Genomic DNA, 25782 nt, shown 5'->3' on the forward strand with positions numbered 1-25782 from the left:
CAATGAGGAGATGATAATACCAATGCGTCCAAAACAAACCGTCTATGATCAACTAAACAGCACATCGCTGCCTGAACGAGCCATTGCGTTATGGTCGCTCGGGCAGGAAGGTTTTCTCGTCAAGTGGAAGGATACGACCGTATTATTCGATCCTTATCTGTCGAATTGGGTGTACGAGCTTGCCGGAGAGCCGTGGCAGCGCGCTTTCGAGCCGCCGCTTCAGCCGGCTGAATGCATGAATATCGATTATGTGGTCTGCTCGCACCATCACGAGGACCATATGGATAAGCTTACGCTTCAAGAGATAGGCAAGTCGGCCGTTACCAAATTCATTGTGCCCAAGGCGCATCGCGGTCTGATGAAGGAATGGGGATTTAGCGAGGAGCAGCTGATCTGCGTCTCTCATGGCGAAGAGATTAAGCTTGGAGACGAGATCAAGCTAGCAGCCCATGCCGCGAAGCATGAAGAGTTCGAAACGGATGAGGACGGCGAACACTTTTATTTGAGCTATGTGCTGTCGCTTGGCGAGATCAAGCTGCTGCATGCGGGTGATACGGTCGGGTTTACGGAGCTGGAGGATTGGTTAAAGCCGCAAGCGGTCGATGTCGCGCTGCTTCCTATAAACGGACGGGATTACATCCGCAAACGGCAAGGAATCGTCGGGAACATGAATTACCGGGAAGCCGCCGAGCTTGGCGTCGCAATCGGCGCGAAGCTGATCGTTCCGATGCATTATGGTCTGTTCGCGCATAACGACGAGAATCCGGCTTACTTTGTTGATTACATGTATAAGCATTATCCGCGCAGCAGCATCCATCTGTTCTCTCCGGGAGAGCGGTTTATTTATATGAAATAGCGAAAGAGAGATCCGGTTCAATAAGACTGGATCTCTTTTTCATTATTTTCGGTCTATATAAGTCAGCTTGCACACGATGTCCTGATAATAGTTGCCGAAGCCGGCGCCATAAATCGTAAGACCGCCGATGTTTTTCGCGTCTTCCTTTACCTCGAGCTTAAGCTCCCACTGCAGGCGGCGGATGTTGACATCATGAATCGTATATTCCGAAACTTTGGTTCCTTCAATAAAGGTGCCGTCGTTATTAATGCGGATATGGACTAGGAGCCCGTACTGATTCATGTTAATGTCCCACCACTCCGGGGTGTATTTGCCCCGCGTGCCGCCGAAATCGCCTGGACTGGTCCATTTTCCGATCGGGCAGCCGTTGAACGTAAACGAAATGTCCGATGGCCATTGCTCGTTCGAAAGAGGCGCCTCCGAGGCGAGCTCCATTGTCATTTCCAATTCTTCGGGTTGTTCTTCCGGCAACAGGTAGTTTGGAATTTTGTAAGTAATATAGCCCTTGGAAAACCAAAGGATCTTGGCATCCACGCGTTCCGGGTCCAGGAAGTACCGAGGATCGTCGAAGCCGCCGCCGATCACCTTGTACTTGGACGCAAGCCCGCACGTCGGGCTGACATCGAAGTCGGTAAAGTGGCCGATGGATATGTTGCAAATATGGAAATTACGAGGAATCAGACCCTTGCTTGGGAACACGATTTCGATGCGGTCTGCGACCAGCGTACACAGCTTTTGAGAAGCGCCCTTGCCGGGGATCATCTCGGTTCGGACAAGATTGGCGTTCTCAAGTTTTTTGATGTGCATGGTAATGATCGAGTTGCTAAGACCGAGCGAGGAGGCCAAATCCTTCATAATCATCGGCTCCTGGCCGAGCAATTCAATAATTTTAATGCGGACTTTGCTGGCGAGCGCTTCGAATAGAAGCAGATTGTTCTCAGATACGATTGTCTCCATGCGACCTCTTCCAAGTGTTTTAGTTTTATATTAAATATATCGTACGTAAATGCCTATTGACAAGGTACTTATGTGAAACAATGAAACTATTTTGTTGAGTATTTCATATAAACATAAAATATTTAACAAAAGTAGTTGACAATTGATGGAACATGATATTATTCTAAACACAAGGTTAAGGAAATCATTTAATGATTAATGTTTTTACGAACCATGTTGACGAACTAAAAAAGCTGATAAGGGGATCGACTCAGCAGCAGGTCAACGAAAGAACGGGAGGTGCGTGCAGCTAAAGGTGAAAATGTAAACGCTTAAATGAAAACGCTTAAGCGGGTAGAAATCAACCCGTATGAACGTCAGCAGAGTAAAAATGAAAACCGCAGTTAAAAAAAGGGAGGACAAGTACAAATGAAAAAGCATGTTATCCAAGCCTTAATTCTTTGTGTAACGTTGATGACGGTTCTATCCGCTTGCAGCGGCGGCAGCAGCAAAAAGACGATTACGTTCTGGACGCCGCTGACCGGTGAAGACGGCGCTTATATGGACCAGCTCGTTAAAGATTTCAACGCGACAAATCCGGAGTTTAAAGTGAAGCACGTGATCACGGCTGACATGTACACGAAGATCTCGACCGTACTGAGCACGGGCAAAGACGTTCCTGATCTGGCCATTATCCATGCCGACCGCGTCCCGGGCTTCGTAAAGCAGAACAATCTGGAGCCGATGACGGCCATTATGGCGCAGCAGCCGGAACTTAAAGAAGAAAATTACATTCCGCAAGCTTGGAATACGGGCAACATCGACGGCGTTCAGTATACAGTGCCGCTCGACATCCACAGCCACACGATGTACTACAACAAAGATCTGCTTGCCAAGTACGGTGTGGAGCACTGGCTGGATGACAACAACGTAACGGTTGAAGAAATGCTGGAGCTGCAAGGCAAGATGGAAGAAGGACAATATGTCGTGAACGACGCCCTGCTTGGATGGGGAATGATGGGACAAATTCAAAACTTGAACGGTGACATTCAAGTTGACGGCAAGCCGGCGGTTGATACGGAAGTGTTCCGCAAGGCGTACACAGAAGTGAAAAAGCTTAACGACGCAGGTCTTATGACGCCATTCGGCGAGGACGGCTTCCTGATGTTCCAAGCCGGCAACGTTATATTCTCCACCGACGGAACTTGGACTTCGACTGCTCATGCCGCTGTAGAAGGCTTGAATTTCGGCGTAACCAACATTTTCTCCGTATCGCCTGACAAATTCACGAACCGTTCGTCTTCGCACTTGTTCGCTATGTTAAAGAACGACAAGCGCACTGATGAAAAGGAAGCGGGCATCGGCGTATTCCTTGAGTTCCTTCGCGAGAATTCCATGGAATGGGCGAAGGCGGGCCAGATCGTTGCGAGTAAGCATGTCATCGAATCGCCTGAATACAAAAACTACATGCAATCGTTCTTCACATCCAGCGAGGAGCAAACGAAATCGCTGTACATCTATACGTACGAGCACTATCCGTACATCGCTGAAGCGGTTGACGTTTACTCGAACGACATCGTACGCGGCAACGTGGACATGGACGAGACGCTTGCAACGATGCAGAAGTTCGTCGAAGACAAAATTGCTGAAAACAGCGGGGCGCAATAAACGCGGGTAACCGGTCATCTGCTGAAAGTAATGTGTCTCCATGACACATTACTTTCTCATCTTCTTCAAGGAAGGAGTTCCGTATGAAAAAAGCGATTCTGCCCTATTTTTTCGTAGGGCCTCATCTCATCTTGTTCATCGTGTTCATATTGCTTCCGACGATTTACGGGATATACGCTTCCTTCACCCAGTGGAACCTTATGAATGAGCCGAACTGGGTCGGTCTGAACAATTACAAGACCATATTGTTTAATACGGAATCCACATTTCATGTGCAATTCTGGAATGGTTTGAAAAACACGCTGCTATTCGTCTTGTTTAGCGTTCCGCTCTTGATTGTGATCCCGCTGCTCGCGGCCGTTGCGCTCCATCACAAGCGGGTGAAGGGAAAAGGGGTCATGCAGGCGATTCTATACGTTCCAGGTCTCATCTCGATCTCCGCAGCTGCACTGATCTGGCTTCTTATTTTCAACAAACAGCTTGGGATTACAGGCAATATTTTTAATTCCGCGGTGGCTTGGGCGACGACGCAGCCGTATGCGTGGATCATTATTATCGTCATTACGGTATGGGGCGGCCTTGGAGGCAACCTGATCATTTACCGCGCTTCGCTTGCAGGGGTAGCTCAAGATCTGTATGAAGCAGCGGATATAGACGGCGCCGGTCCGTTCCGCAAATTTTTCAGCATTACTCTGCCTTCCATTAACTTCCCATTGATCTACACCTTCGTTATGACGACAGCAGGCGCCTTCAACGTGTTCGGACAACCGCTCATGATGACCGACGGCGGTCCGCAGCAGAGCACGCATGTTCTGATGATGTATATACGTTCCTTGGCATTCGGCCACGGGGAATCGATTGCCGGGATGGCCTCGGCCATGGCGGTGTTGCTGGGCGTTGTCATTTTGATCATCTCGGCCTTGCAGTATTATGTCATGAGCCGGAACGCGAGGTAGATCGGATGAAGATGCATGACGGCTTATATGCTTACGGAAGGCAGGTGCCATTACAGTGGTAAAAAGCTTTAGTATTTCGAAATATGTTGCCTACACGTTTTTGGTTCTGATGTGCGTGATCTGGGTTATACCCGTCATCTTCGGGATTTCGACCTCTTTCCGCTCACAGACCGAGGTCGTCTCCACCGGCTTCAGGCTTATTCCCGAGACGTGGGTCATTGAAAACTATATTACGATTCTAACCAACACATCGACCGCGCCGATTATGCGATGGCTGATAAACTCCGTCTTCATTGCGACCGCGCACACATTCCTTGTCATTGTGGTCATCTCTCTGACGGGCTACGGCTATTCCCGTATGAAATTTAAAGGCAGAAACCTATTGTTCTTTACGCTGCTTGGCATTTCTTTTTTTCCAGGCGTCGTGAACTTGATTCCGTCTTACAAAATTATCGATACGCTCGGATGGGTCAATACATCCTGGGCAATGATTATTCCCGGTCTTGCAGGGATGGGCAATATTTTCCTTGTCAGGCAATTCATGCTCGGCGTGCCGCACGAATTCGATGAATCGGCCCGTGTAGACGGCGCCGGCGATTTCAAAATTTATTTTTCGATTATTTTGCCGCTTATGAAGCCGGTCCTGATTGTATGCGGTTTGTTCTCGTTCATCGGCTCGTGGAACGACTTCTTGTGGCCGGTTATCGTGTATACGGACGTTGAGAAAATGCCGATAACGGCAGGATTGCTGCTTCTGCAGGATATTTACGGCAACTACCGAATGATCGGGCAATTAATGGGCTCGGCTATACTCGCCATTATTCCGACGCTGCTGCTGTTCTCTTTTGCTCAAAAATACTTTATCCAATCGATTAATTTGAACTCTGGCATAAAAGGCTAATACGGAAGATAGAAAGAGGAGATGACCATGACCAATTCTCATAAAGTTGTCGTACACGCAGACTGGAAGGTAGGCACGATCAGCCGCCATATTTACGGGCATTTCGCGGAGCATTTGGGCCGCTGCATCTATGAGGGGCTTTGGGTAGGCGAGGATTCGCCGATCCCGAATACGGACGGTATCCGCAACGACGTGCTTGAAGCGCTGCGCAAGCTGAACATTCCGAACCTTCGCTGGCCGGGCGGCTGCTTCGCGGATGAGTACCATTGGAAGGACGGCATAGGCCCGCGTGAATCGCGCAAACGGATGATTAACACCCATTGGGGCGGCGTCGTTGAAAATAACCATTTCGGCACGCATGAATTTTTTAGGCTGTGCGAGCTGCTTGAGACCGAGCCGTACATTTGCGGCAATGTCGGCAGCGGAACCGTCCAGGAGATGTCCGAGTGGGTCGAGTATATGACATTTGACGGCGAGTCGCCGCTTGCGAACCTTCGGAAGGAGAACGGGCGCGAGAAGCCTTGGAAGCTGAAATATTTTGGCGTGGGCAATGAAAACTGGGGCTGCGGCGGCAGTATGCATCCGGAGTACTATGCCGATCTCTATCGGCGTTACCAAACCTACGTACGGCAATACGGCGATAACCGCATCTACAAGATAGCCGGCGGCGCGAATGTCGACGACTACCGGTGGACGGAAGTGTTGATGCGAAAAGCGGGCAGCTTGATGGACGGCCTCAGCCTTCATAACTACACGATTCCGGGAAGCTGGGAGAACAAGAAGCCGGCGCTGGGCTTTGACGAGCAAGATTGGCATGAAACGATGGCCAAAGCGCTCCATATGGATGAACTGATTACGCGCCACAGCACGATTATGGATCAATACGATCCGGCTCGCCGAGTCGGACTGATCGTCGATGAATGGGGCACCTGGTTCTTGCCGGAGCCAGGCACGAACCCGGGCTTCCTGTACCAGCAGAACACGATGCGCGACGCGCTTGTCGCGGCCATTCACCTTCATGTGTTCCATAAGCACTGCGCCCGCGTACATATGGCAAACCTTGCGCAAATGGTCAATGTGCTTCAGGCGGTTATATTGACCGAAGGAGAGCGGATGCTGCTCACGCCGACGTACCATGTGCTCGAGATGTTCAAGGTGCATCAAGATGCCGAGGCGCTCGCGATTCACGGCTCCTTCGGCGAATATGAAAGCGGCGGGAAGACGCTTCCTCAAATTACGGTTTCGGCATCCGTGAAGGACGGCGTCATTAATGTCAGCATGGCTAACCTTGATCCGGTGCGCTCAGCCGACGTAAGCATCGAACTGCGCGGAGCGGCGGCATCCTACGACGCAAGCGGCACTATTTTGGCGGCCGACCATTTCGAAGCGCATAATACGTTCGATCGGCCGGAGCGGGTCACGCAGCGTCCGTTCGAAGAAGCGAAATGGGAGGACGGTGTCTTGTCAGCGCAGCTGCCTGCCGCATCGGTGGCGATAGTTCGATTGAGGGCGAAAGCCTAATGGCGGGGCTAAATCGCCTTCCCAGTCGCGCAGCGGTTGCTGCTACGACTGCTTTGACTGCTGCCATGCTTCTAATAGCCGGCTGCAGCGGCGCGAACAATGGGGAAAGCGGCAGGGCGGAAGGAGGGACTCCGGTGTTCACGGAGGCATCTGTGCATGACCCGTCGATCGTACGCGCCAAAGGCGGCGCATACTATGTATTCGGCTCGCATTTAGCTGCCGCGAAATCGGACGACCTGCTCAATTGGGAGCTCGTCGCGTCCGGAGTTACCGATGGCAATCCGCTTATTCCTAACGTAACGGAAGAGCTTCGCGAGACGTTGGAGTGGGCGGAGGCCGACACGCTGTGGGCGGCAGATGTTATTCAACTGGAAGACGGCAAGTATTATATGTATTACAACGCTTGCCGCGGCGATTCGCCATTGTCTGCGATGGGGGTAGCGGTTTCCAAAAAAATCGAAGGCCCTTATAAAAATTTAGGCGTCATCTTAAAGTCCGGCATGTGGAACAAGCCAAGCGAGGACGGGACGGTCTACGATGCGACGGTTCATCCTAACGTCGTAGACCCGGATGTTTTCTTCGATAACAACGGCAAGCTATGGATGGTATATGGCTCTTACTCCGGCGGCATTTTCATCATGGAGATGGACCCTGAGACAGGAAAGCCGATGCCGGGACAGGGCTACGGCAAGAAGCTTCTCGGCGGCAATCATAGCCGGATCGAAGGGCCTTACATGCTGTACAGCCCGGACACGGATTATTATTATTTGTTCTTATCGTTTGGCGGACTCGATGCAAGAGGCGGCTACAACATCCGTGTCGCGCGCTCGAAGTCGCCGGACGGGCCTTTTGTGGACGCGGAAGGCAACGATATGGCGATTGTGAAGGCCGACGCCACTAAGCCGCTGTTCGATGACCGGTCGATTGAGCCATACGGCGTCAAATTAATGGGTAACCATCTTTGGCGCGATCCGCTCGGGGAAGGACGGGAGACCGGCTATGTATCGCCAGGTCATAATTCGGCTTATTACGATGAGGATACCGGAGCCTATTATTTGATATTCCACACCCGTTTTCCGCGCAAAGGAGAGCATCATGAAGTACGTGTGCACCAGTTCTACTTCAATGAAGAAGGCTGGCCGGTCGTTTCGCCGTTCCGCTACGCCGGAGAGGCGGATGGAAAAGGCGGCGTGGAGCAGTTGGCCGGCGATTACGAGCTCGTTAACCACGGCAAGGATATTTCGTTCGAAATAAAAGAGTCGGCCGCCGTCCGACTGGAGCCGGACGGCAGCGTAACCGGAGCAGTAAGCGGCGAGTGGACGGCAGGCGAAGGCGACCGCTTGCGTCTGACGATCGGCGGCGACGAATATAACGGAGTATGGCTAAGGTCGTGGGATTCTGCCGCTGGCATGTGGACCGACACATTCACTGTCCTCTCTAAGCAAGGAGTTTCGTTATGGGGCGCAAAAAGGTCCAAGCAGGCGCCTCCCGCATCGCTTGGCGGCGGTGATGCCTGATGAGTTCAACGCGCTATTGCAGAGGCTGCGGGGATGAATTCCGAATTACCGAGGAACAAATTGATAAAGCTTTAGCCATACTTGAAAGGGAACCGGAAGGCTGCGTGCCTGATAGGACCTATCAGGAGAGGATGGCCGTATGCGGAAGCTGCGACAAGCTGCAGGACGGCATCACGTGCATAGCCAGCGGAAGCATCGTCCGAATTACAGCGAGGATGAAAACGTGGCGCTGTCCGATGTCCTTATTTACCGAGTAAGCTATACGTATTCTATCACCAATAAACGTCACCGCGCTGTGCGGCGGCGTTTATTTGTTTATGAAGCGGCAGCTGCGGATCCGCATTGGGCAGGCAAGCTGTCGGCAGGCCGACTTTTACGGCTTACAGAATATGCAGCTGCATGTTCCGCAGCAGTAATCTGACTTTTACGTGCTGCAGACGCCGCTTCTAGAGTCAATGAAAAAATACCCCTTGACCCTGACACTAATGTGAGGAGCTATCATCATCCTTAAGGAAATGACTTTCTAAAGGATAGGAGTTGGGCAAGTATGGCTATCGTAACCACGACGGATGCAAGGTTCAAAGAAGAGGTGGAATCGGCGGAGACGGCGCTCGTTTACTTCGGCGCGGATTGGTGCCCGCCATGCAAAAGGATTGCCCCGGTTCTTCAGGAAATCGGCCAGGAAATGCCGGATCTTAAAATCATCAAGATGGACGTGGATGACGAGCCGGCAACAGCAGGGAGCTTTGGCGTGATGGGCCTTCCGACGATGATTATGTTTAAGCACGGGCAGGCTGTCGACCGGATCATTGGATTCAAGTCGAAGGATTCGTTAGTGTCCCTCGTAAGCCGGTATCTATAAACCAAGCTGATTTCGTTCTTCTACAATCGAGCAGATTCGATCCTGCAGATTCGTCTTAATATGTTGCAGAAGCCGAATCTGCTCGTCAATTTCCTCCAGCTTTTGCTCATATATGGGCAGCACTTCGTTACAGAACGCTTCTTTATTGATCAGGACGCACTGCAGGAATCCGGCAATTTGCTCCGTCGTTAAGCCAAGACTTAGATAAAACTTTATTGTGCGAACCTGCTCTTCCGCAAGCGGCGAATATTCCCGGTAGCCGTTCTCGTGCCGGACAGGGGCGAGAAGCCCTTGCTCCTCATAGTAGCGCAGCGAGCGAATGCTAACGCCGGTACGGGCGGAAAGTTCTCCGATTTTCATGCATAGCGCCTCCTTCGTTCAGATGTACTGCTTTCATTATAAACGCTGACATGAGTGTGAGAGTCAAGTGAGATTTGAATGCCGATGACTCACAAATTTATCCATTATGTGCTAACATGTGACTGTAAGGTAACGTTTTAGCAAGCGATAATGCTAGCGGACAAACTGAGAGAAACAGGTGAGATTCATGATTTCGCCCATCCTAACCACGAAGCTGTTCATCCCTAAAGTCAAGCAAAAGGCGGTTATGCGTAACCGGCTTACACAGAGGCTGAATGAGGGATTGGACCGAAAGCTGACTCTTCTTTCGGCTTCCGCCGGTTATGGCAAGACATCGCTAATCAGCGAATGGATAACGTGCAGCAATCTTCCGGCAGCTTGGTTGTCGCTGGATGAAGGGGATAATGACATCTACCGTTTTTTGGCTTATATTTGCGCGGCCCTGCAAACGATCGACGAGAAGCTTCCGAGCTACGCCCGGGGATTGCTGCAGTCGCCGCAGCCGCCGCCGGCCGAGCCGGTATTGACCGCGCTGATCAACGAGCTTGCGAAGTACCCTGCACGGTGTGTGCTCGTACTCGACGACTATCACCTGATCCATTCGAAGGCGGTTCATCATGCGGTTTCTTTTCTGTTAGACTATTTGCCGCCAAACGCGCATCTGGTCATCGCTTCGCGCGAAGAACCGGATATCCCGTTAACAAGGCTGCGTGTGGGGGATGAAGTAACCGAGCTTGGCGTACCGGATTTGCGGTTTAATCATTCTGAGTCCGCAGCGTATCTGAACGAATCGATGAAGCTGCAATTGACTTCGCAAGAGATATCGGATTTGGAAAACAGGACGGAGGGATGGATCGCCGCGCTACAATTCGCCGCCGTTTCCATCGAGGGATACCAAGGGTCCGATTCTTTCATGAAGGCGTTCGCAGGCAATCAACGGGTATTGCTTGATTTTTTGGTGGAAGAAGTGCTTAACAAGCAGCCCGAAACGACACGTCAATTTTTACTCTATACATCGATTTTGGATAGAATGTGCGAACCGCTTTGCAGCGCGGTACTGTCGAAGGAGCCCTCCGAAAGCGGCAGTCGGCTGCTTCAGTCCCTTGAACGCGCGAATCTATTTATCGTTTCGATGGACGACGAACAAACCTGGTACAGGTACCACCATCTTTTTGCCGAATCGCTGCGGCGGCTGCTGCGGAACGATGCTGCTTCACGCATCGGCCGCGTGAATGCCGCCGAGTTGCATCTTCGCGCCAGCCGGTGGTTTGAGGACAACGGCTTTCCGATGGACGCGTTCCGCCACGCGGTCGCCGCCAATGCGACCGATCTTGCCGAGCGGCTGGCTTATGGCGGCGGCATGCCGCTGCATCTACGCGGCGAAGTGGCTCCTGTGCTGAGCTGGCTGGAGTCTCTTCCCCTTGCTGAATTAGATGCCCGACCGTCGCTGTGGGTTATTTTTGCTTCGGCATCCTTATTAGCCGGCAGAGCGGAAGAAATCGAATCGAAATTGCAGGCAGCCGAGAAGGCCATGAAGAGTTATGAGATGGACGGTAAAACGCGAAACCTGATCGGCCTCATCGCCGCGACTCGCGCCAGTGTATCCGCCATGACAGTCGCCGCTTCGCCTACATACGCGGAGCGTAGACGGTTAGAAACAATTGAACTGAGCAAGCATTTAACGGATGATAAGACGAATGAAATTGTGGGGCGGATTCCTGCTATGCCAGCTGCCTCGCCGATGAGCTCGCAGCAGACCGACCGCTTGATCGAATTGTGCCGGCGGGCGCTTGAGCATCTGAATCCCGAGCTTCTTCCGGTTCGTATGACCGCGGTTTGGTTAATGGGCGTAGCGTATCAGCATCGCGGAGAGCGAGGGAAGGCGCAAGAGGCATTTGCCGAGGTTTTATCGATCAGCCGAAAGCTGGAGAACAATATTATCGGTGTAATGGCGGTCCTTGGTCAAGCGAGCTTGTTTGAAGGGGAGAACCTTTTATACGAAGCGGAGGCACACTACCGCCGCGCCTTGGAGCTTGCCGGCGAGCAGCCGTCGCCAGCGGTATGCGAGGCTTATTTGGGCCTGGCCCGCATTCATTATGAGCGGAATGATCTGGAGAAGGCGATGCAGCTTACGCAGATGGGCGCTCAATTGGCGCGCCGGCTGCAGCACAGCGATTTTATTCTCGCTTCCGAAATCTTTATCGCCCGATTAAAGCTTGCCTATCGAGATTATGCCGGGGCATCCGCCCTATTGGGGGAAGCTAAGCCATTCGCGCGCGAGCGCAGCTTGACGAACCGGCTGCCGGATATTGCGGCCGTTCAGGCGCTGCTGCTGCTTCGCCAAGGCGATCCGGTCGGCGCTTTGCATGAGGCTAAGACGCATGAGCTCCCTCTTTGCCTGGCTCGGGCTTATCTAGCACACGGAGATGCTGCTGCAGCGCTCGCCGCGATCGCGCCGTATTCTTCTCCAGTGACGGCAAATGGGCAGGAGGACCAGCGGCTCGAAGCCATGCTGCTGGAAGCGGCCGCCCGATGCACTCTTGGACAGAGGAGCAGAGCATTGGAGATTCTGATCGAAGCGCTGGAGATCGCTGAGCGAGGCGGCTTCATCCGAAGCTTTATCGACGCCGAGACGCCGGTCCTGTCGCTGCTGTCCGTAGCTAAGGCTTACCGGAAAATGCCCGGCTATCTCGACAAGCTTCTATTGGCAATGGAGCAGGACAAAATGAAGGAGGGCGCCAGCCAGCGCCCCGAACCATTGACTGCTCGCGAATTGGAAGTGCTGCAGCTTGCCGCTCAGGGGTTATCCAATAAACAAATCGGCGACAAGCTATTTGTGGCATTGGATACCGTGAAAGGACATCATCGAAGAATATTCGAAAAAATGCAGGTTCAGCGCCGCACGGAGGCGATCGCGCTCGCCAGGCAATTAGGATGGATTAAGTAGCTGTTCGTTTAAAACAACACTTTAGTGTCTAACCATCCGACTCCCCTACTCGATATACTGCAAGTAAATTCGACGGATCGAGGGGAAAAAGGGATGACGGACACAACGAGAGCTAGAACGATAGGGGCATTATTTTTAATCTCAACGATAGCCTATTTGACGGGAAGCGGGCTTGTTGACGCGGTAATAAACAAGCCGGCTTTTCTCGCTGAGCTCGACCCGGGCCGGATGCAAGTGATGGCCGGTTTGCTGCTTGAGATCTTGAACGCCGCGGCTGTGACCGCGATCGCCGTACTCGTTTATCCGATATTAAAATCGAACAGCGAATCGATTGCGCTTGGCTACTTGAGCTCGAGAATCATCGAGTCGGTGCTGCTGCTAGCGGCCATCATCGGTCCGTTGACGCTTCTTGGGTTAAGCGAAAGCTTTATCGCGGCTGGTGGCGATGCGGACGGATATTATAAAACGATAGGGGATGCGCTTGTACGAGGAGAAGATTTGGCTTTCCAGCTGGCGATGCTTGCGCTCAGTGTGGGCAGCATCCTATTCTGTATTTTGTTATATCGAACGAAGCTGGTTCCGAGATTGTTGTCTTTGCTCGGCGCTCTAGGCTACATCGCCCTATTGGCAAGCAGCTGCTTAACAATCTGCGGATACGATCCCGGCATGGCTCTGTTTATACCAGGGGGATTATTTGAACTGATATTGCCGCTATGGCTGATTTTTAAAGGGTGGAATAAGAGAAATCAATGAAGCATGAACATGCAAAAAAAACACGCCATTCCAGGCGTGTTTTTACGTTTTAACCGAACAGTTTGTCCGTCAGGATGCGAGCGAATCGGTCGACGTTCAGTTTTCTGCTTCCGATGAAGGGCAACTGGCTCGCGAGATCGACACCCCGGTTGGACAAAATAACGAGCCCGATTCCTTTCGCGCGATTGAATGCCGCAAAGCTGCTGGAGCCGTACGTTCCTCCATTATGCCAATGGGTCGCCGAACCATTCTTCTCGCGATAAAGCATCCATCCGAAGCCGATTCCAATGCCTCTTTTCTTGAAAATGCTGTAATGTTCCTTATGGCATTCTTCGAGCGCGCTGCTTACGGGGCTGCTGCTCAGGCCTGCATTAGCCTCTGCATAAGCAAGCATATCGGAGATCGTGGAGCAAATGGCGCCGGCTCCCGCCATCGATTGTTGGAATTGCCAATGCGGCGTAGGCTTACCCTTAGCATCGAAGACCGGCTGCAGAGACGCATCGTCCTTCAAGTGTCCGGCCAACCCGGTGTCCTTCATGCCTAACGGCCGGAAAACAAGCTCACCCATGGCCTCATGCAAGCTCATGCCAAGCTGTTTGGAGAGAATCCAGCCTAACAACCCGAAGCTGTAGTTGGAATACATGTGCCGTCCTTTCGCCTTGGGCTTCTCCGACAATACGGCTTCGATTAAATCGCTCTCCGAATAATGGGCGTAAGGGTTCAGCTTATCCTGGATCGTGCGCCGTAAATTGCGAGGAATAGCCGGCAAATTGGCCGTATGCGTAACGAGCTGCAGCAGCGTCGTCTGCTTTGCGAAAGGGCTGGATGCGAGCTCGGGCACAAGCGCGGCCAACGGGTCGAGACGACTCCATATCCCTCTTTCCTCTCCGATCGCCAGTAACAGTCCGATAAACGTCTTGGTGATGGATCCAATCTCGTAGAGATCTGAAGCATATTCAGCCTCTCCATTAGCCGCGCTAGGCCAGATCCAGCGGCCGGAACGGGTGACCACGCCAAAAGTCAGACGGTGCTCTGGAATCGTTAACCATTGCTGCAATCGTTCTTCCTTCAGCACATCTTCCAGTTGTTGAATCATATCAAATACACTCCTATATGCCAGACATAGGTTGGAACAGATACGATACATACGGCGGATAGTCTTTGGCGTTCCATGCCTGCAGCTGTCGCAGCCGAATTTGCAATCAGCTCCGCTGGCGCTTGCGGTATTGAAGAGGGGAGCAGCCGTTCGTCGCTTTGAACAGCTTGTAGAAGTTCGCGACGGGCTCAATGCCAATCTGGGCCGCGACATCGATCATTTTCAGATCCGTCTCCCGCAGAAGGCGCTGCGCTTCGCGCACGCGCACCAGCTGCACATATTCCGAGAAGCCGAAACCCGTGCACTGCTTGAACTTTCGGCTCAGGTAATAAGGACTGACGTAAAACCGCTTTGCGACCTCGTTCAAACGAAGCGGTTCCCGATAGTTTGCTCCAACGTAAGCGGCAACCTCCGAAATGGTTCGATGGACGGATGAAGGCTGCGTCTGCGGCTCCGGCTGCTCGGATTGGGCGCGAAACAGCAGCATTATCAGCTGTCTCAGCAGCGACTCGAGCATCACGTCACGGCCGGCGGCATCCCCTTTCGCCTCCTCGACCAATTCGCGAACAAGCGTCTCTCCCTTGAAATGCTCCTGCGGCGGCAAAGCAATGACGCCGCTCCTTCCGTGCAAAGGAAATCCCGCAAGTAGCGAGGACGAGAAATTGATGACGACTCTTTCGTGGTTCGGCACTCCCGTATCGATCGTTCGATGCAGCTCATCTTTTTCGATAAAAACAAAGTTTCCCCGTTCGACCCGATAGGTCCGGTCTCGAATAAAGTAATCGCGCTGGCCGCTCATTAAATAGTACAGCTCGTATTCGTCATGCGCATGCTGCTCGTCCATCGTAAAATAACCGGTTCGTTTCAAATGATCGACCAAAATCGTCCCCGCGGCATTATAAAAAATGTTCAAGCTCCGGCCCTCCGATCAGCCTGCGCAAGATTTGCGACTTTTACCGTAAGTTGAGCAATATTTATAGTCGATTATATCGCATGTATTCGTTTACAGTAAAATAAAATCTATCATCCAGCACACATAGGAGGCCTATACGTATGAAGAAGAGATACGCCTTGATCGGCACCGGCGGGAGAGCTCAGTTTTTCTACGGCTCGCTTGCGAGAGATTACCGGGATACATCGGAGCTGGTGGCGTTTTGCGACACCAACCAGACAAGAATGGACTACTCCAACAAGCTGCTTCGCGAGAACTACGGACATCATGCGGTACCGACCTATAAAGCGCATGAATTTGAAGAGATGATCCGGAAGGAAAAGCCCGACACCATTATCGTAACAACCGTTGACCGAACCCATCATACGTATATTATTAAAGCGATGGAGCTTGGCTGCGATGTCATAACAGAGAAGCCGATGACGGTTGACGAAGAGAAATGCCAGGACATATTGGACGCGGTGAAACGCACGGGCAAAGAGGTGCGCGTCACGTTCAACTACCGCTACGCGCCGCATAATACAAAAATTCGCGAGCTTATTATGAACGGCGCAATCGGCGACGTCCATTCCGTTCACTTCGAATGGCTGCTCAACACCCAGCACGGCGCGGATTATTTCCGCCGCTGGCACCGGGACAAGCGCAACAGCGGCGGCCTGCTTGTGCATAAGTCGACGCATCATTTCGACCTGGTTAACTTCTGGCTCGGTACGCAGCCGCAGTCGGTGTTCGCCCAGGGCTCGCTGATGTTTTACGGCAAAGAAAACGCGGAGAAGCGCGGCGTGACGGAGTTTTACAGCAGAACAAGAGGCAGCCATATCGCCCAAAACGATCCGTTCGCGCTCGATCTGGAGAAGAGTGCCGATCTGAAAGGATTATATGCGGACGCGGAGCACGAGGACGGCTATTACCGCGATCAGAGCGTATTCGGCGACGGCATTTCGATCGAGGACACGATGGGGGTGCTCGTCCGCTACAAAAACAAGGCGATTATGACGTATTCGCTGAACTGTTATATGCCATGGGAAGGCTTCCAGGTCAACTTTAACGGCTCTAAAGGGCGCATCGAGATGAAAATCGTTGAGGCGTCGTATGTGAACTCCGGCGGCAAAAAAGAGGACGAGGGCGCATTGCAGGCGAAGAGCATCAAAGTCATCCCGATGTTCGGCGAAGCCTATGACGCGGAGATTGAAGAGGGCGTAGGCGGCCATGGCGGCGGCGACCCGATCCTTCTGAACGATATATTCGGCGTTCCTGCGGATGATCCATTCAAACGCGCGGCTACGCATGTCGACGGCGCCATGTCGATCCTGACGGGCATCGCGGGCAACATCTCCATGCGTACCGGTATGCCGGTCAACATAGACGGATTGGTGAAATTTTAATGGGCCCGGGCCCGGAGAGAAGGGAGCTAGGGGACAAGCATGACTTTTCGATTTGATTTCGGTCCGGAAGGCGCGGCTAAGGAAGGCTACACGAAAGTGAGCGCCGATGAAGCCTACGATTCTTCGCGGGGCTACGGTTTTGTAGGCGGAGAGCAGGTAACGGCGGTACGAAGAAATGACGAACCGCTGACCGGGGATTTCTGTATCCCGTTTGACGCCAAGTTTATTGTCGATGTGCCAAACGGCAATTATTTGGTGACGCTCGTGATCGGAGATGCGATTGCGCCTACCCATACGACTTTAAAAACGAACAGAGAGCATCTCGTTTTGCGGGATTTCAAAACGGTGACGGGGCAATATGCGAGGAAGCAGTTCGGCGTTAACGTACGGGATGGAAAGCTGAAGCTAAGCTTCGGGGGGATCGCTCCGCGAATGAACTCGCTGGAGATCGCGCCGTCGCAGCAGCAGATTACCCTCTTTCTGGCGGGAGATTCCACCGTTACGGACCCGGACGAGGGCGGATTTCCTTTTTCCGGCTGGGGACAGATGCTTTCGTATTTCTTCCGGCATGACGTAGTCGTCGCGAATCATGCCATAGGCGGCCGAAGCTCCAAGAGCTTTATCACGGAAGGGCGGCTTGACGCGATCATGGAAGCGATGAAGGAAGGCGATTTTTTATTCATCCAATTCGGGCATAACGACCAGAAATCCGACGAGGAGCGGTTTACCGACCCGGCGACGACGTATAAAGACTATTTGAAAAAATATATCGACGCGGCGCGTACGAAAAACGCGACACCGGTTTTAGTGACGTCCGTCCACCGGCGTTACTTCGGCGATGACGGCAAGCTGCAGGACACACATAAAGACTATTTGGTCGCCGTAAGGCAGCTGGCTGCTGACGAAGGGGTTGCCTTAATCGACTTAGCCGAGAAGAGCAGACGGCTGTTCGAGGAGCTGGGGCCGGAGGCAACGAAGTCGATCTTCCTTTGGGGGGCTCCCGGCGAGTGGATCAATCTCTCGAATGGCGTTCAAGACAACACGCATTTTCAAGAGAACGGAGGACTGCGCATCGCCGAGCTTGTCGCAGAGGGGATTCGGGAGCTGAATCTATCGCCTCTTCCTATATTTATGAAATAATGGTTTGCAGCTTTGCAGGATAGGAGTTTTCAAGGCGAAAATTGAATAGAGAAAGGGAATGATGAGATGGAACATGTATCGTTTTTACTGCGTATCGACCCGAAAGATCAGGAAGAATACTTCAAACGCCATGAGCAGGTTTATCCGGATCTGGAGAAGGCGTTCGGCGAGGTCGGCATTCATCGTTACCACATCTACTATTACGAGGGTACGTTATTCGCTTATATGGCTGTGGAAAATTATGAGAAAGCGATGGCTGTCCTGGACGGACACCCGGCCAACTTGAAATGGCAGGAATTTATGAGCGACATGCTGCTGCCGTGGGAGAACGGCCAAAACGCCAAAGTGATTCGGGAAGCCTACCGTTACGTGAATGCAGCGGAAGAAGAGACGAAATAATCGATCCAATTGTGGCATATGTTTTACAAACCAGCAGAAATGCTGGTTTTTTTGTTGAAACTCATCTAATCTAGTAAAGACTTCCGGTCTATAGAAGGGATGGTCTTGATGTCATACCGGTCGCTGAGGCTTCTAACAGTTGTCCTTCCTACCCTGATCATCGGCGGATTTGAATATATCCGGCATGAATTATTTCCGGATATGGTTACGATGAGTATGGGGAATCTGCTAATCACGCTTCTTACGCTTATCATTTCTTATTTATTCTCGTTATGGATGTTTCGAATCATCGAACGGAAAAATCAACAAATCGCCGAAGAGAAAACAAGAGGAGCCGTGTATGAAGAACGCGAGCGGATTGCTCGAGAGCTGCATGACCATATCGCTCAAATTTTATTTTTCTTAAATGTCAAAATGAATCAAGGAAAAGTGGATGAAGCGAAAGCCGCCATCTCCGAGATCGATCACCATCTTAGACAGGCGATCTTTAATTTGCGCTCCTCCCCCGATGAAGGGCTTTCCTATTCGGACCGCTTAACGAAATGGCTTGATGAGTGGAGCGTGTTATCGGGCGTTAAGGTTTCGAAATCGGTTCGGATTCCGGCGGGTTTTTTCTCTACATCCGAAGAGGTTCAATTATTCGCCATTATTCAAGAAGCGTTTACGAATATTAGAAAACACTCGCAGGCGAGTCATGCGGAAATCCGATTTATAGCTTCTGCGAGCAGCTGGCTGCTGGAGGTTCGCGATAACGGGATCGGGCCAATTGACAGCCATACGAACGGAAGCAAATATGGACTGTCGTTGATCAAAAAACGAGCGGATGATCTTCACGCAACCTTCGATTTTATAGCCGAGGATCATGGCGGCGCCAAATTGCTCATCCAATCGGAGGGAAAAAGCGATGTTAAAAAATCGAGTCTTAATAGCCGATGACCATCCATTTGCGAGAAAAGCGATTCAAAGCTTATTAACCGACGATCCTTCGTTTGAAATAATAGGCGAAGCGACAGATGGCTTGGAGGCCGTTCAGCTATGCTCCCGGTTGGAGCCGGAGGTTGTGTTGATGGATATCAATATGCCTCGTATGAACGGGCTCGAAGCTACCCGAAAAATAAAAAACGATAACCCGCATATTAAAGTCGTGATATTGACGGTTTCGGACGATGCAGCCGATTTATTCACCGCTCTTCAATATGGAGCTCAAGGGTATTTGCTGAAAAACATGGCGCCGGATGATTGGAGCAGGTACTTGCATGCTCTGCTCGATGAAAATTCCGAAATTTCAAGACAAATGGCAGACCGGCTCTTTCAGCAGTTTAAAGCGGGACATCATGCGGAATATGCGCCGCTTCAAGTGCTGACCCCGCGCGAGCAAGAAATTATAAGCTGCGTGGCGGCAGGCTCAACCAACAAGCAAATTGCCGAACAGCTTGTCATCTCCGAAAATACGGTTAAAAATCATTTAAAAAATATATTAGAGAAGCTTTCGCTCGAAAACAGAGTGCAATTAACCTCCTATGCCATTCGAAACGGCCTGACACAAAACATTCAAAACAACAATGGAAGATAGCCCGAACGGGTCATTCTCATTGTTGTTTTTTTTATTTATCTTGATAAAGAAAGGCGCCTGAATTGATCTGAAGGTGGGGATAAAGGATTGTTAATGTATACCGCATATTCGCTTTAATTATGGCGGCCTGCTTGCTCTTGCCGCAAACCGCGGGGGCTCACGCCTCGCTTACAAATGCTTCACCGGCTCCCGGCGCGCAATTAGACAGCTCTCCGGGACAAGTGGTCTTAACCTTTAACGAGCGGCTGGAAAACAAGCTTTTTGAACTCCAAGTGTTCGACCAGAACGGGGAGCTTGTCACCAATCAGCCGGCGGCTCTGAGTGAGAACCAATCCGAAATTAGCGTTGCTCTGCCGAGGCTGCCGGACGGAATCTATACAGTCACTTATAGCGTCATTTCAGCAGACGGCCATCCGATCGCCGAATCCTATATATTTTCGATAGGTCAGCTGATGTCCGCTCAGCCTTCGATCGAAGAGCGGAGCGGCAGTAACATGGATGGCCGGCAATTGCTGGTTTACAGCTCTAGAACGGTTTATTTTTTAAGTCTGCTGCTGCTGGTCGGCTGGATTTTTTGGGGAATTGCAGGCCGGACGGATAACAAGGCCATACGGGAGACATACTCGTGCTGGTTATTGCGATTGCAGCGGTTGTTCATGCTGTCTCTTCTGTTCATGGTAGCCATGCATCTGCCGGAGTATATGGAGGAATGGGATCCCGCGAAGCTAACAACGCTTTTGTTCGGTTCCGCCATCGGGGCTTCGTGGCTAAGCAGCTTGATCCTATCCTTATTGAGCTTCGTATGGCTCGGCCGAACAAAATGGATGGATGGCTTATGGATTCTTCTAGTGCTTGCAGCCAAAACCTTCAATGGCCATGCCATGGCATTTGAGCCCGTATATCGAACGATTATTTTGGACGGAGCTCATCTTTTGGCGGCAGCCGTTTGGTCGGGCGGATTATTTTATCTCGTTGTCCATTGGCGGAAGCATCCGGAGCATCGGGTTGAGTTTCTCCCGAAATTTTCGAAATTCGCGTTTCTTAGCATCGCTGCGCTAACCGTCACCGGTATAAGCTCCGCGTTGATTTTTCTCCCCTCGATCAAATATTTGCAATATACGGAATGGGGGACCCTGTTCATTGTAAAATGTGTGCTGGTTGTCATCGTCATCATCGCGGGGGCCATTCTTCGATGGCTGCTGAAACGAAAAAAACGGCATATTGGCATGATGGTGAAGGCGGATTTTAGTTTAATGCTTCTCATTGTCATCATCGCGAGTATTTTTACATCCTTAAATCCTCGCCCCGCAAATGAACCGCTATCTTGGCATGTGATGGGCGAGAGCATGCACATGACAACCTCGATCTCGCCGAAGACGCCGGGAAATAACCGCTTCTCTGTCGTGTTATGGATAACGGAAGGATCAGCGGTTCCTAAGAAGGTTAACTTGTACCTTCAATATGAGGATGATCAAAAAATTGCTCCGATCGAGGTCCCGCTTGAACCGTCCTTAACGGAAAACGGCCAATACAGCTTTTCGGCGGAAGGGCCTTATCTTCCTTTTGCGGGTAAATGGATGGTAGAGCTCAGAGTTTTAGATTCGGATGATGACGAGACCGTCTATCATCATAAAATTATGGTTTATTAACGAATGGAGAGGATGAATGGAATGAAAAAAATCCAAATTATCGCAATGGCATGCTTATGGTCTATTGTTTTATTTGCCGGCAGCGCCAGCGCGCATGTGACGGTACAGCCGAAAGAAGCGTCGCAAGGGGCGTATGAAGTTTTTACCGTGAGGGTCCCGACGGAAAAGGAAGTGCCGACTGTTAAGGTTGAAGTGAAAATACCGGACGAAGTCACGATCTCCCGATTTGAGCCGAAGCCGGATTGGACATATGAAATAACAAGAGATGCGACGGACAAAATTACGAGCGTCGTATGGACGGCGGCAAGCAGCGGGCTGGCGAGTACGGAATTCGGCGAATTCAAAATGAGCGGCAAAGTGGCGGATGACGCGGAGCTCATTGCCTGGAAAGCATATCAAACCTATGAGGATGGAAGCGTTGTGGAATGGGTAGGCGCAGAGAGTTCGGATACGCCCGCATCCGTAACGACCGTTAAAGCAAAAGCTGCCGGCACGGAAGCAGATAGCGGGGAAAGCGCCGCAGCATCGTCATCCTCGCTCTCTCTCCCAATCTCGGTCGCAGCTTTGGTTTTAGGGGTAGCGGCCGTACTCCTATCTTTACTCAAAAAAAGTACTGCTGTTAAAAGATAGCTTTCGGCAAGCCGCTGGTTCTTCGGAGCCAGCGGTCTTTTCGTTATGAACCGTAACGGACGGCTATTCCGAAGCTTGCTCAAATCGGGAGCCTGCATATCCGCTTCGTTGTAAAGCTGTAAAAGCTTATCCTTTATTTTGGGATGAATAAGGTTGTCTTTTTGGTGATGCAGATCCAAGACATTGCTTGGTTGACGAACAAAAAAGATGAGGGTATACTGAACGAGTAAGCTAGTAAATTACTAAATTACTGATTTACTAAATTGTTAAACAGAAAGAAGGATGAAAAATTGAAAATACCAACGACTTTAAAACATAAACCTGTCATCGTATCTGAAAATTATGAGCAAGTGGACGGCAGAATGGCGAATCAATCGGATGCGAAAGGTCTTTCTTTAGGGCTGGCGCAATGGAACGATAGAGGAAAGGTGGATATTTCCGCCAAAGTATGGAGATATACGGGGGAGAAGTGGTCGCGGCAATCCGAGGAGCTGCCTTTGCACCGCGTTCTTGATTTGGCGATTTTGATCTGCCGCACCTTGGAGCATTTTCGTGAAGCTTACAAATACGAGAATCTGTATGACCCGCAAAATCCGGTTATTGACCGCGTTGGCCTGCAAGGGGATGCGATGACCGTAGCGGTTTGCACCGATAACGAAAAAATCAACGATGACATTAAGCTGTTCAGTCAAGCGTTAAGCGACGACGGCGAGCTGATCGGCGAAAGGCTGAGCGCGTTGGCCAGAGCGCTGAAAGAGATGGGGTATTAGCCATGGATAAAAGTAAACGGAAAGAGCTTTTAGAGGAATTTAAGCAAATAAAAACGTATATGGGCGTTATCAAAATAACAAATAAAATGAACGGTAAGATCTTCATTGACAGTTATCCGAATCTGAAAAACAAGTGGACGGCGATTCAAGCGCAGCTGACCTTAGGAAGGTTCATGAACACCCAGCTCCAAAAGGATTGGAATGAGTGCGGGCCGGAGGCATTCGACTATGAGGAGTTAGAAAAAAAGAAAACCGACGATGTTCTTGACCTGCGCTGGGAAGTGAAGCAAATGAAAAAGCCTTGGCTTGAGAAGCTGCAGCCCTATGGCGACAGAGGATATAATAAGCCCACGAATTCTCAGGAATAAGAGATAAAAATGACAGCCGCAGCAGGCTGTCATTTTTTCGCGTTGCACGTTAGTTAAGTTTGGACGCTGCGCCACCGTTTCGCCCAGTTCTCCATTTCTTTGAGCGCGGATTGGAAGTCGGCTCCTTTCTCCGTCAAGGAATATTCGACGGTCACAGGTACCGTCGGAAAAACCTCGCGATGAACAAGTCCGTTCTTTTCTAATTGGCGAAGCGCATTCGTTAACGATTGCGTCCGCACGACGGATAAATCTCTCTGAAGCTGCTGAAATCTTCTGGGCCCTTTGTTCAGCTCGGCGATAATGAGAAACGACCATTTGGCCCCTAATATTTCGATGACCTCACAAATGCTGGGGTAACCTTCCGCGTCTTTTTCTTTTTCCATATCATCCACTCACTTTTTGTTAGTAAGTCCATCCGTTTGGTTTATATCCATTCCATTTGCGTGCTTACAAAAATAAAGTAACGTGATTATAATGCGTATAAATAGCTCGAAAGGATGGATATCAAATGAATAAAATAACCCTTTACGTATTGGCATTAGGCGTGTTTCTTACCGCAACGTCGGAATTGGTTGTTTCCGGCATTTTACCTCGGATCGCTGCAGATGTAAATATCTCCCTGGCTATGGCGGGCCAATTGATTTCCGCTTACTCGTTAGCCTTTGCAATTGCGACTCCGATTGTCGTCTCCTTGACGAACGGAATGAAAAGGAAGGCGCTTCTGCTCGGCGCTCTCGGCATCTATATGGTCGGCAGCGCCGCATCCGCCCTAAGCCAGGAAGTTATCGTCCTAATGGCAGCCCGCGTCTTGCTTGGCGCAAGCTCCGGCGTATTCCTGGTCGTCTCCTTTGGGATCGTCTCGAAGCTGGTCCCGCCGGAAAAGCTGGGAAGCTCGATCGCAACTATTATAATGGGATTCAGCACCGCTTTAATCCTTGGCGTGCCAATCGGTATCGCGGTCACGGATTGGTTAGGCTGGCAAGCCATTTTCGCGATGCTCGGACTGCTAAGCGCTGCCGTCGGCTTCATCATCTATCGGTTGCTTCCGGAAGTAGAAGGCGATGCTTCCGTTCCGTTATCGCGTCAGATTAAAGCGCTGGGAAGCATGGTCATCATCGCCGCGTTGTTGATGACGTTGTTCAGAGAAGGCGGCGGCTCTGTCTTTCTGACTTATATAACGCCTTACCTGCAGGAAACAATGGGTTACCGGCCTTCCGATATTGCGGTTATCATGCTTGTTTATGGCGTTGTCGGCGCCGTCGGATCGCGGCTTGGAGGCAGCTTTGTCGACCGCTGGGGGACTATGCCGGTATTGACTGCGACGATTGCCGCACAAGCCGCGTCGCTGGTGCTTCTGCCTCTTGCCGCCGGCTATTCCTGGGCAGCTCTTCTATTAATCGGTATCCTGTTCTTCTCGATGTTTGCGTCGGGTCCCGCCGTGCAGAGCTATATAATTGGGCGTTCCCAAGGCTCTTCCAATCTCGTGCTCAGCATCAACACCTCCGTCATTCATTTAGGCCTCGCCGGCGGAGCGGGGGCAGGCGGCATCCTCGTGGGAGGAACGGAATCGGTTCGCCACCATCCTTGGCTTGCCGGGTTTCTTATTTTACTTGGGTTAACGGCCGCTTTCATCAGCTTTGCTGCAAGCCGTAAACCTCAGACTGCGAAATCTGCGGCTTAAGCTGGTTAATAGTCCGGCCAGGAAATCTCTTGGCCGGCATTTGAAACAGGGGAGGCAGGGAGAACGCTCAAAGCCATGTATTGAGCGGTCATACGGCTATCAATTCGTATAATGTCATAGGTTTTGGAAAGACTAGTCATTTGTGAATGATTGTTGAACGGCTTAGACAAGAAAGTAAATTTTTCGCGAAAAAGAGCGGAGAATGACTTGACAAGCTGTTGCCTAATTATTAATAATAGTATCAGTTTATAATTATTATAAATTGATAAACATACTCAGGAGGAGAAGAAACTATGTCACTAATTGGAACAGAAGTAAAACCGTTTAAAGCATCCGCGTATCACAATGGGAAGTTTATCGATGTTACAGAGGCTGATTTCAAAGGCAAATGGAGCGTTGTTTGCTTCTATCCTGCAGACTTCACTTTCGTGTGCCCTACTGAGCTTGGCGACCTGCAAGACCAGTACGCAACATTGAAATCCCTTGGCGTAGAAGTGTACTCCGTATCGACGGATACTCATTTCACGCACAAAGCTTGGCATGACAGCTCCGAAACAATCGGAAAAATCGAATACATTATGATCGGCGATCCGTCTCACACGATCTCCCGCAACTTCGATGTGCTGATCGAAGCAGACGGCCTTGCTGACCGCGGAACATTCATCATCGACCCGGACGGTGTAATCCAAACGGTTGAAATTAACGCTGGCGGTATCGGCCGCGACGCAAGCTCGCTTGTGAACAAAATCAAAGCTGCGCAATACGTTCGCAACAATCCGGGCGAAGTTTGCCCAGCGAAATGGCAAGAAGGCGGAGAAACGCTTAAGCCAAGCCTTGATCTCGTAGGCAAAATCTAAGGAGC

The 25782-nt window shown here is 51.0% G+C and carries 27 protein-coding genes; 22 read left to right on the top strand and 5 right to left on the bottom strand.

Going from position 1 to position 25782, the window contains the following annotated elements; genetic code table 11:
- Positions 1–22: 22 nt before the first annotated feature.
- A complete protein-coding gene (locus D3P08_RS06480) occupies positions 23–856 on the top strand; it encodes an MBL fold metallo-hydrolase (RefSeq protein ID WP_162848384.1) in 834 nt (277 codons plus the stop codon).
- Between the two features lie 42 nt (positions 857–898).
- On the opposite strand, the gene D3P08_RS06485 is transcribed toward D3P08_RS06480, so the two are convergent.
- On the bottom strand, positions 899–1813 hold the full coding sequence (locus D3P08_RS06485; protein WP_119598649.1) for an ArsR/SmtB family transcription factor: 915 nt from the start codon (positions 1811–1813) through the stop codon (positions 899–901).
- Between the two features lie 408 nt (positions 1814–2221).
- On the opposite strand from D3P08_RS06485, the gene D3P08_RS06490 reads away from it, so the two are divergent.
- The 8 genes from D3P08_RS06490 (at position 2222) to D3P08_RS06520 (ending at position 9217) form a co-directional block, all read left to right on the top strand.
- Positions 2222–3460 (top strand): extracellular solute-binding protein, encoded by a 1239-nt coding sequence (locus tag D3P08_RS06490; protein WP_119598650.1) that lies wholly within the window; start codon positions 2222–2224, stop codon positions 3458–3460.
- Between the two features lie 83 nt (positions 3461–3543).
- A complete protein-coding gene (locus tag D3P08_RS06495; protein ID WP_119598651.1) occupies positions 3544–4416 on the top strand; it encodes a carbohydrate ABC transporter permease in 873 nt (290 codons plus the stop codon).
- A 109-nt stretch (positions 4417–4525) separates the two neighbouring features.
- On the top strand, positions 4526–5317 hold the full coding sequence (locus D3P08_RS06500) for a carbohydrate ABC transporter permease (protein ID WP_119598967.1): 792 nt from the start codon (positions 4526–4528) through the stop codon (positions 5315–5317).
- Positions 5318–5344: 27 nt separating this feature from the next.
- Complete coding sequence (locus D3P08_RS06505) at positions 5345–6838, top strand: alpha-N-arabinofuranosidase (protein WP_119598652.1); 1494 nt, start codon at positions 5345–5347, stop codon at positions 6836–6838.
- On the top strand, positions 6838–8355 hold the full coding sequence (locus tag D3P08_RS06510; protein WP_119598653.1) for an arabinan endo-1,5-alpha-L-arabinosidase AbnB: 1518 nt from the start codon (positions 6838–6840) through the stop codon (positions 8353–8355). Before D3P08_RS06505 ends, D3P08_RS06510 begins: the two co-directional genes overlap by 1 nt.
- The gene (locus D3P08_RS28055; RefSeq protein WP_420819018.1) at positions 8355–8612 is read left to right on the top strand and encodes a DUF6171 family protein; all 258 of its coding nucleotides are present in this window, start codon (positions 8355–8357) and stop codon (positions 8610–8612) included. Before D3P08_RS06510 ends, D3P08_RS28055 begins: the two co-directional genes overlap by 1 nt.
- Positions 8495–8776, top strand: coding sequence for a hypothetical protein (locus D3P08_RS06515; protein ID WP_119598654.1), 282 nt, complete (start codon positions 8495–8497; stop codon positions 8774–8776). Before D3P08_RS28055 ends, D3P08_RS06515 begins: the two co-directional genes overlap by 118 nt.
- 126 nt (positions 8777–8902) lie before the next feature.
- The gene (locus tag D3P08_RS06520; RefSeq protein WP_119598655.1) at positions 8903–9217 is read left to right on the top strand and encodes a thioredoxin family protein; all 315 of its coding nucleotides are present in this window, start codon (positions 8903–8905) and stop codon (positions 9215–9217) included.
- On the opposite strand, the gene D3P08_RS06525 is transcribed toward D3P08_RS06520, so the two are convergent.
- Positions 9212–9577 carry a MerR family transcriptional regulator gene (locus D3P08_RS06525; protein ID WP_119598656.1) on the bottom strand — a complete coding sequence of 122 codons (366 nt, stop codon included), beginning with the start codon at positions 9575–9577 and terminating at the stop codon, positions 9212–9214. The genes D3P08_RS06520 and D3P08_RS06525 overlap by 6 nt on opposite strands.
- 187 nt (positions 9578–9764) lie before the next feature.
- Here D3P08_RS06525 and D3P08_RS06530 point away from each other — a divergent pair, with 187 nt between their 5' ends.
- Together D3P08_RS06530 and D3P08_RS06535 are read left to right on the top strand one after the other, a co-directional pair.
- Positions 9765–12524 (top strand): winged helix-turn-helix domain-containing protein, encoded by a 2760-nt coding sequence (locus tag D3P08_RS06530; RefSeq protein ID WP_119598657.1) that lies wholly within the window; start codon positions 9765–9767, stop codon positions 12522–12524.
- Between the two features lie 93 nt (positions 12525–12617).
- The gene (locus tag D3P08_RS06535) at positions 12618–13277 is read left to right on the top strand and encodes a DUF4386 domain-containing protein (protein WP_119598658.1); all 660 of its coding nucleotides are present in this window, start codon (positions 12618–12620) and stop codon (positions 13275–13277) included.
- Between the two features lie 49 nt (positions 13278–13326).
- Here the strand turns inward: D3P08_RS06535 and D3P08_RS06540 are convergent, their stop codons facing one another.
- Positions 13327–14373, bottom strand: coding sequence for a serine hydrolase domain-containing protein (locus D3P08_RS06540; RefSeq protein ID WP_119598659.1), 1047 nt, complete (start codon positions 14371–14373; stop codon positions 13327–13329).
- A 106-nt stretch (positions 14374–14479) separates the two neighbouring features.
- On the bottom strand, positions 14480–15286 hold the full coding sequence (locus tag D3P08_RS06545; RefSeq protein WP_119598660.1) for a helix-turn-helix domain-containing protein: 807 nt from the start codon (positions 15284–15286) through the stop codon (positions 14480–14482).
- Positions 15287–15426: 140 nt separating this feature from the next.
- Between D3P08_RS06545 and D3P08_RS06550 the strand changes: the two genes are divergently transcribed.
- From D3P08_RS06550 to D3P08_RS06590, 9 genes are all read left to right on the top strand, one after another.
- Complete coding sequence (locus D3P08_RS06550) at positions 15427–16710, top strand: Gfo/Idh/MocA family protein (protein WP_119598661.1); 1284 nt, start codon at positions 15427–15429, stop codon at positions 16708–16710.
- Between the two features lie 39 nt (positions 16711–16749).
- Complete coding sequence (locus tag D3P08_RS06555; RefSeq protein ID WP_119598662.1) at positions 16750–17850, top strand: rhamnogalacturonan acetylesterase; 1101 nt, start codon at positions 16750–16752, stop codon at positions 17848–17850.
- Between the two features lie 66 nt (positions 17851–17916).
- Positions 17917–18249, top strand: coding sequence for an L-rhamnose mutarotase (locus D3P08_RS06560; RefSeq protein ID WP_119598663.1), 333 nt, complete (start codon positions 17917–17919; stop codon positions 18247–18249).
- A 108-nt stretch (positions 18250–18357) separates the two neighbouring features.
- Positions 18358–19185 (top strand): sensor histidine kinase, encoded by an 828-nt coding sequence (locus tag D3P08_RS06565; RefSeq protein WP_119598664.1) that lies wholly within the window; start codon positions 18358–18360, stop codon positions 19183–19185.
- Complete coding sequence (locus D3P08_RS06570) at positions 19154–19822, top strand: response regulator (RefSeq protein ID WP_119598665.1); 669 nt, start codon at positions 19154–19156, stop codon at positions 19820–19822. The genes D3P08_RS06565 and D3P08_RS06570 overlap by 32 nt, the downstream gene beginning before the upstream one ends.
- Before the next feature lie 137 nt (positions 19823–19959).
- A complete protein-coding gene (locus tag D3P08_RS06575) occupies positions 19960–21471 on the top strand; it encodes a copper resistance CopC/CopD family protein (protein ID WP_162848385.1) in 1512 nt (503 codons plus the stop codon).
- A gap of 21 nt (positions 21472–21492) precedes the next feature.
- Positions 21493–22101 (top strand): YcnI family copper-binding membrane protein, encoded by a 609-nt coding sequence (locus D3P08_RS06580; protein ID WP_119598667.1) that lies wholly within the window; start codon positions 21493–21495, stop codon positions 22099–22101.
- A gap of 290 nt (positions 22102–22391) precedes the next feature.
- Positions 22392–22871: a DUF6530 family protein gene (locus tag D3P08_RS06585; protein WP_119598668.1), complete on the top strand. Its 480-nt coding sequence runs from the start codon at positions 22392–22394 to the stop codon at positions 22869–22871.
- 2 nt (positions 22872–22873) lie between these two features.
- Positions 22874–23239, top strand: a complete 366-nt coding sequence (locus D3P08_RS06590) for a GIY-YIG nuclease family protein (protein WP_119598669.1) — start codon at positions 22874–22876, stop codon at positions 23237–23239.
- 53 nt (positions 23240–23292) lie between these two features.
- On the opposite strand, the gene D3P08_RS06595 is transcribed toward D3P08_RS06590, so the two are convergent.
- Positions 23293–23622, bottom strand: a complete 330-nt coding sequence (locus D3P08_RS06595; protein ID WP_119598670.1) for a winged helix-turn-helix transcriptional regulator — start codon at positions 23620–23622, stop codon at positions 23293–23295.
- A gap of 125 nt (positions 23623–23747) precedes the next feature.
- Here D3P08_RS06595 and D3P08_RS06600 point away from each other — a divergent pair, with 125 nt between their 5' ends.
- Positions 23748–24920, top strand: a complete 1173-nt coding sequence (locus D3P08_RS06600; protein ID WP_119598671.1) for an MFS transporter — start codon at positions 23748–23750, stop codon at positions 24918–24920.
- A 293-nt stretch (positions 24921–25213) separates the two neighbouring features.
- Positions 25214–25777, top strand: a complete 564-nt coding sequence (gene ahpC / locus D3P08_RS06605; RefSeq protein WP_119598672.1) for an alkyl hydroperoxide reductase subunit C — start codon at positions 25214–25216, stop codon at positions 25775–25777.
- Positions 25778–25782: the final 5 nt, after the last annotated feature.

Origin of the sequence: Paenibacillus nanensis (assembly GCF_003583765.1) — a bacterium.
In the GTDB taxonomy this organism is placed as follows: domain Bacteria; phylum Bacillota; class Bacilli; order Paenibacillales; family Paenibacillaceae; genus Pristimantibacillus; species Pristimantibacillus nanensis.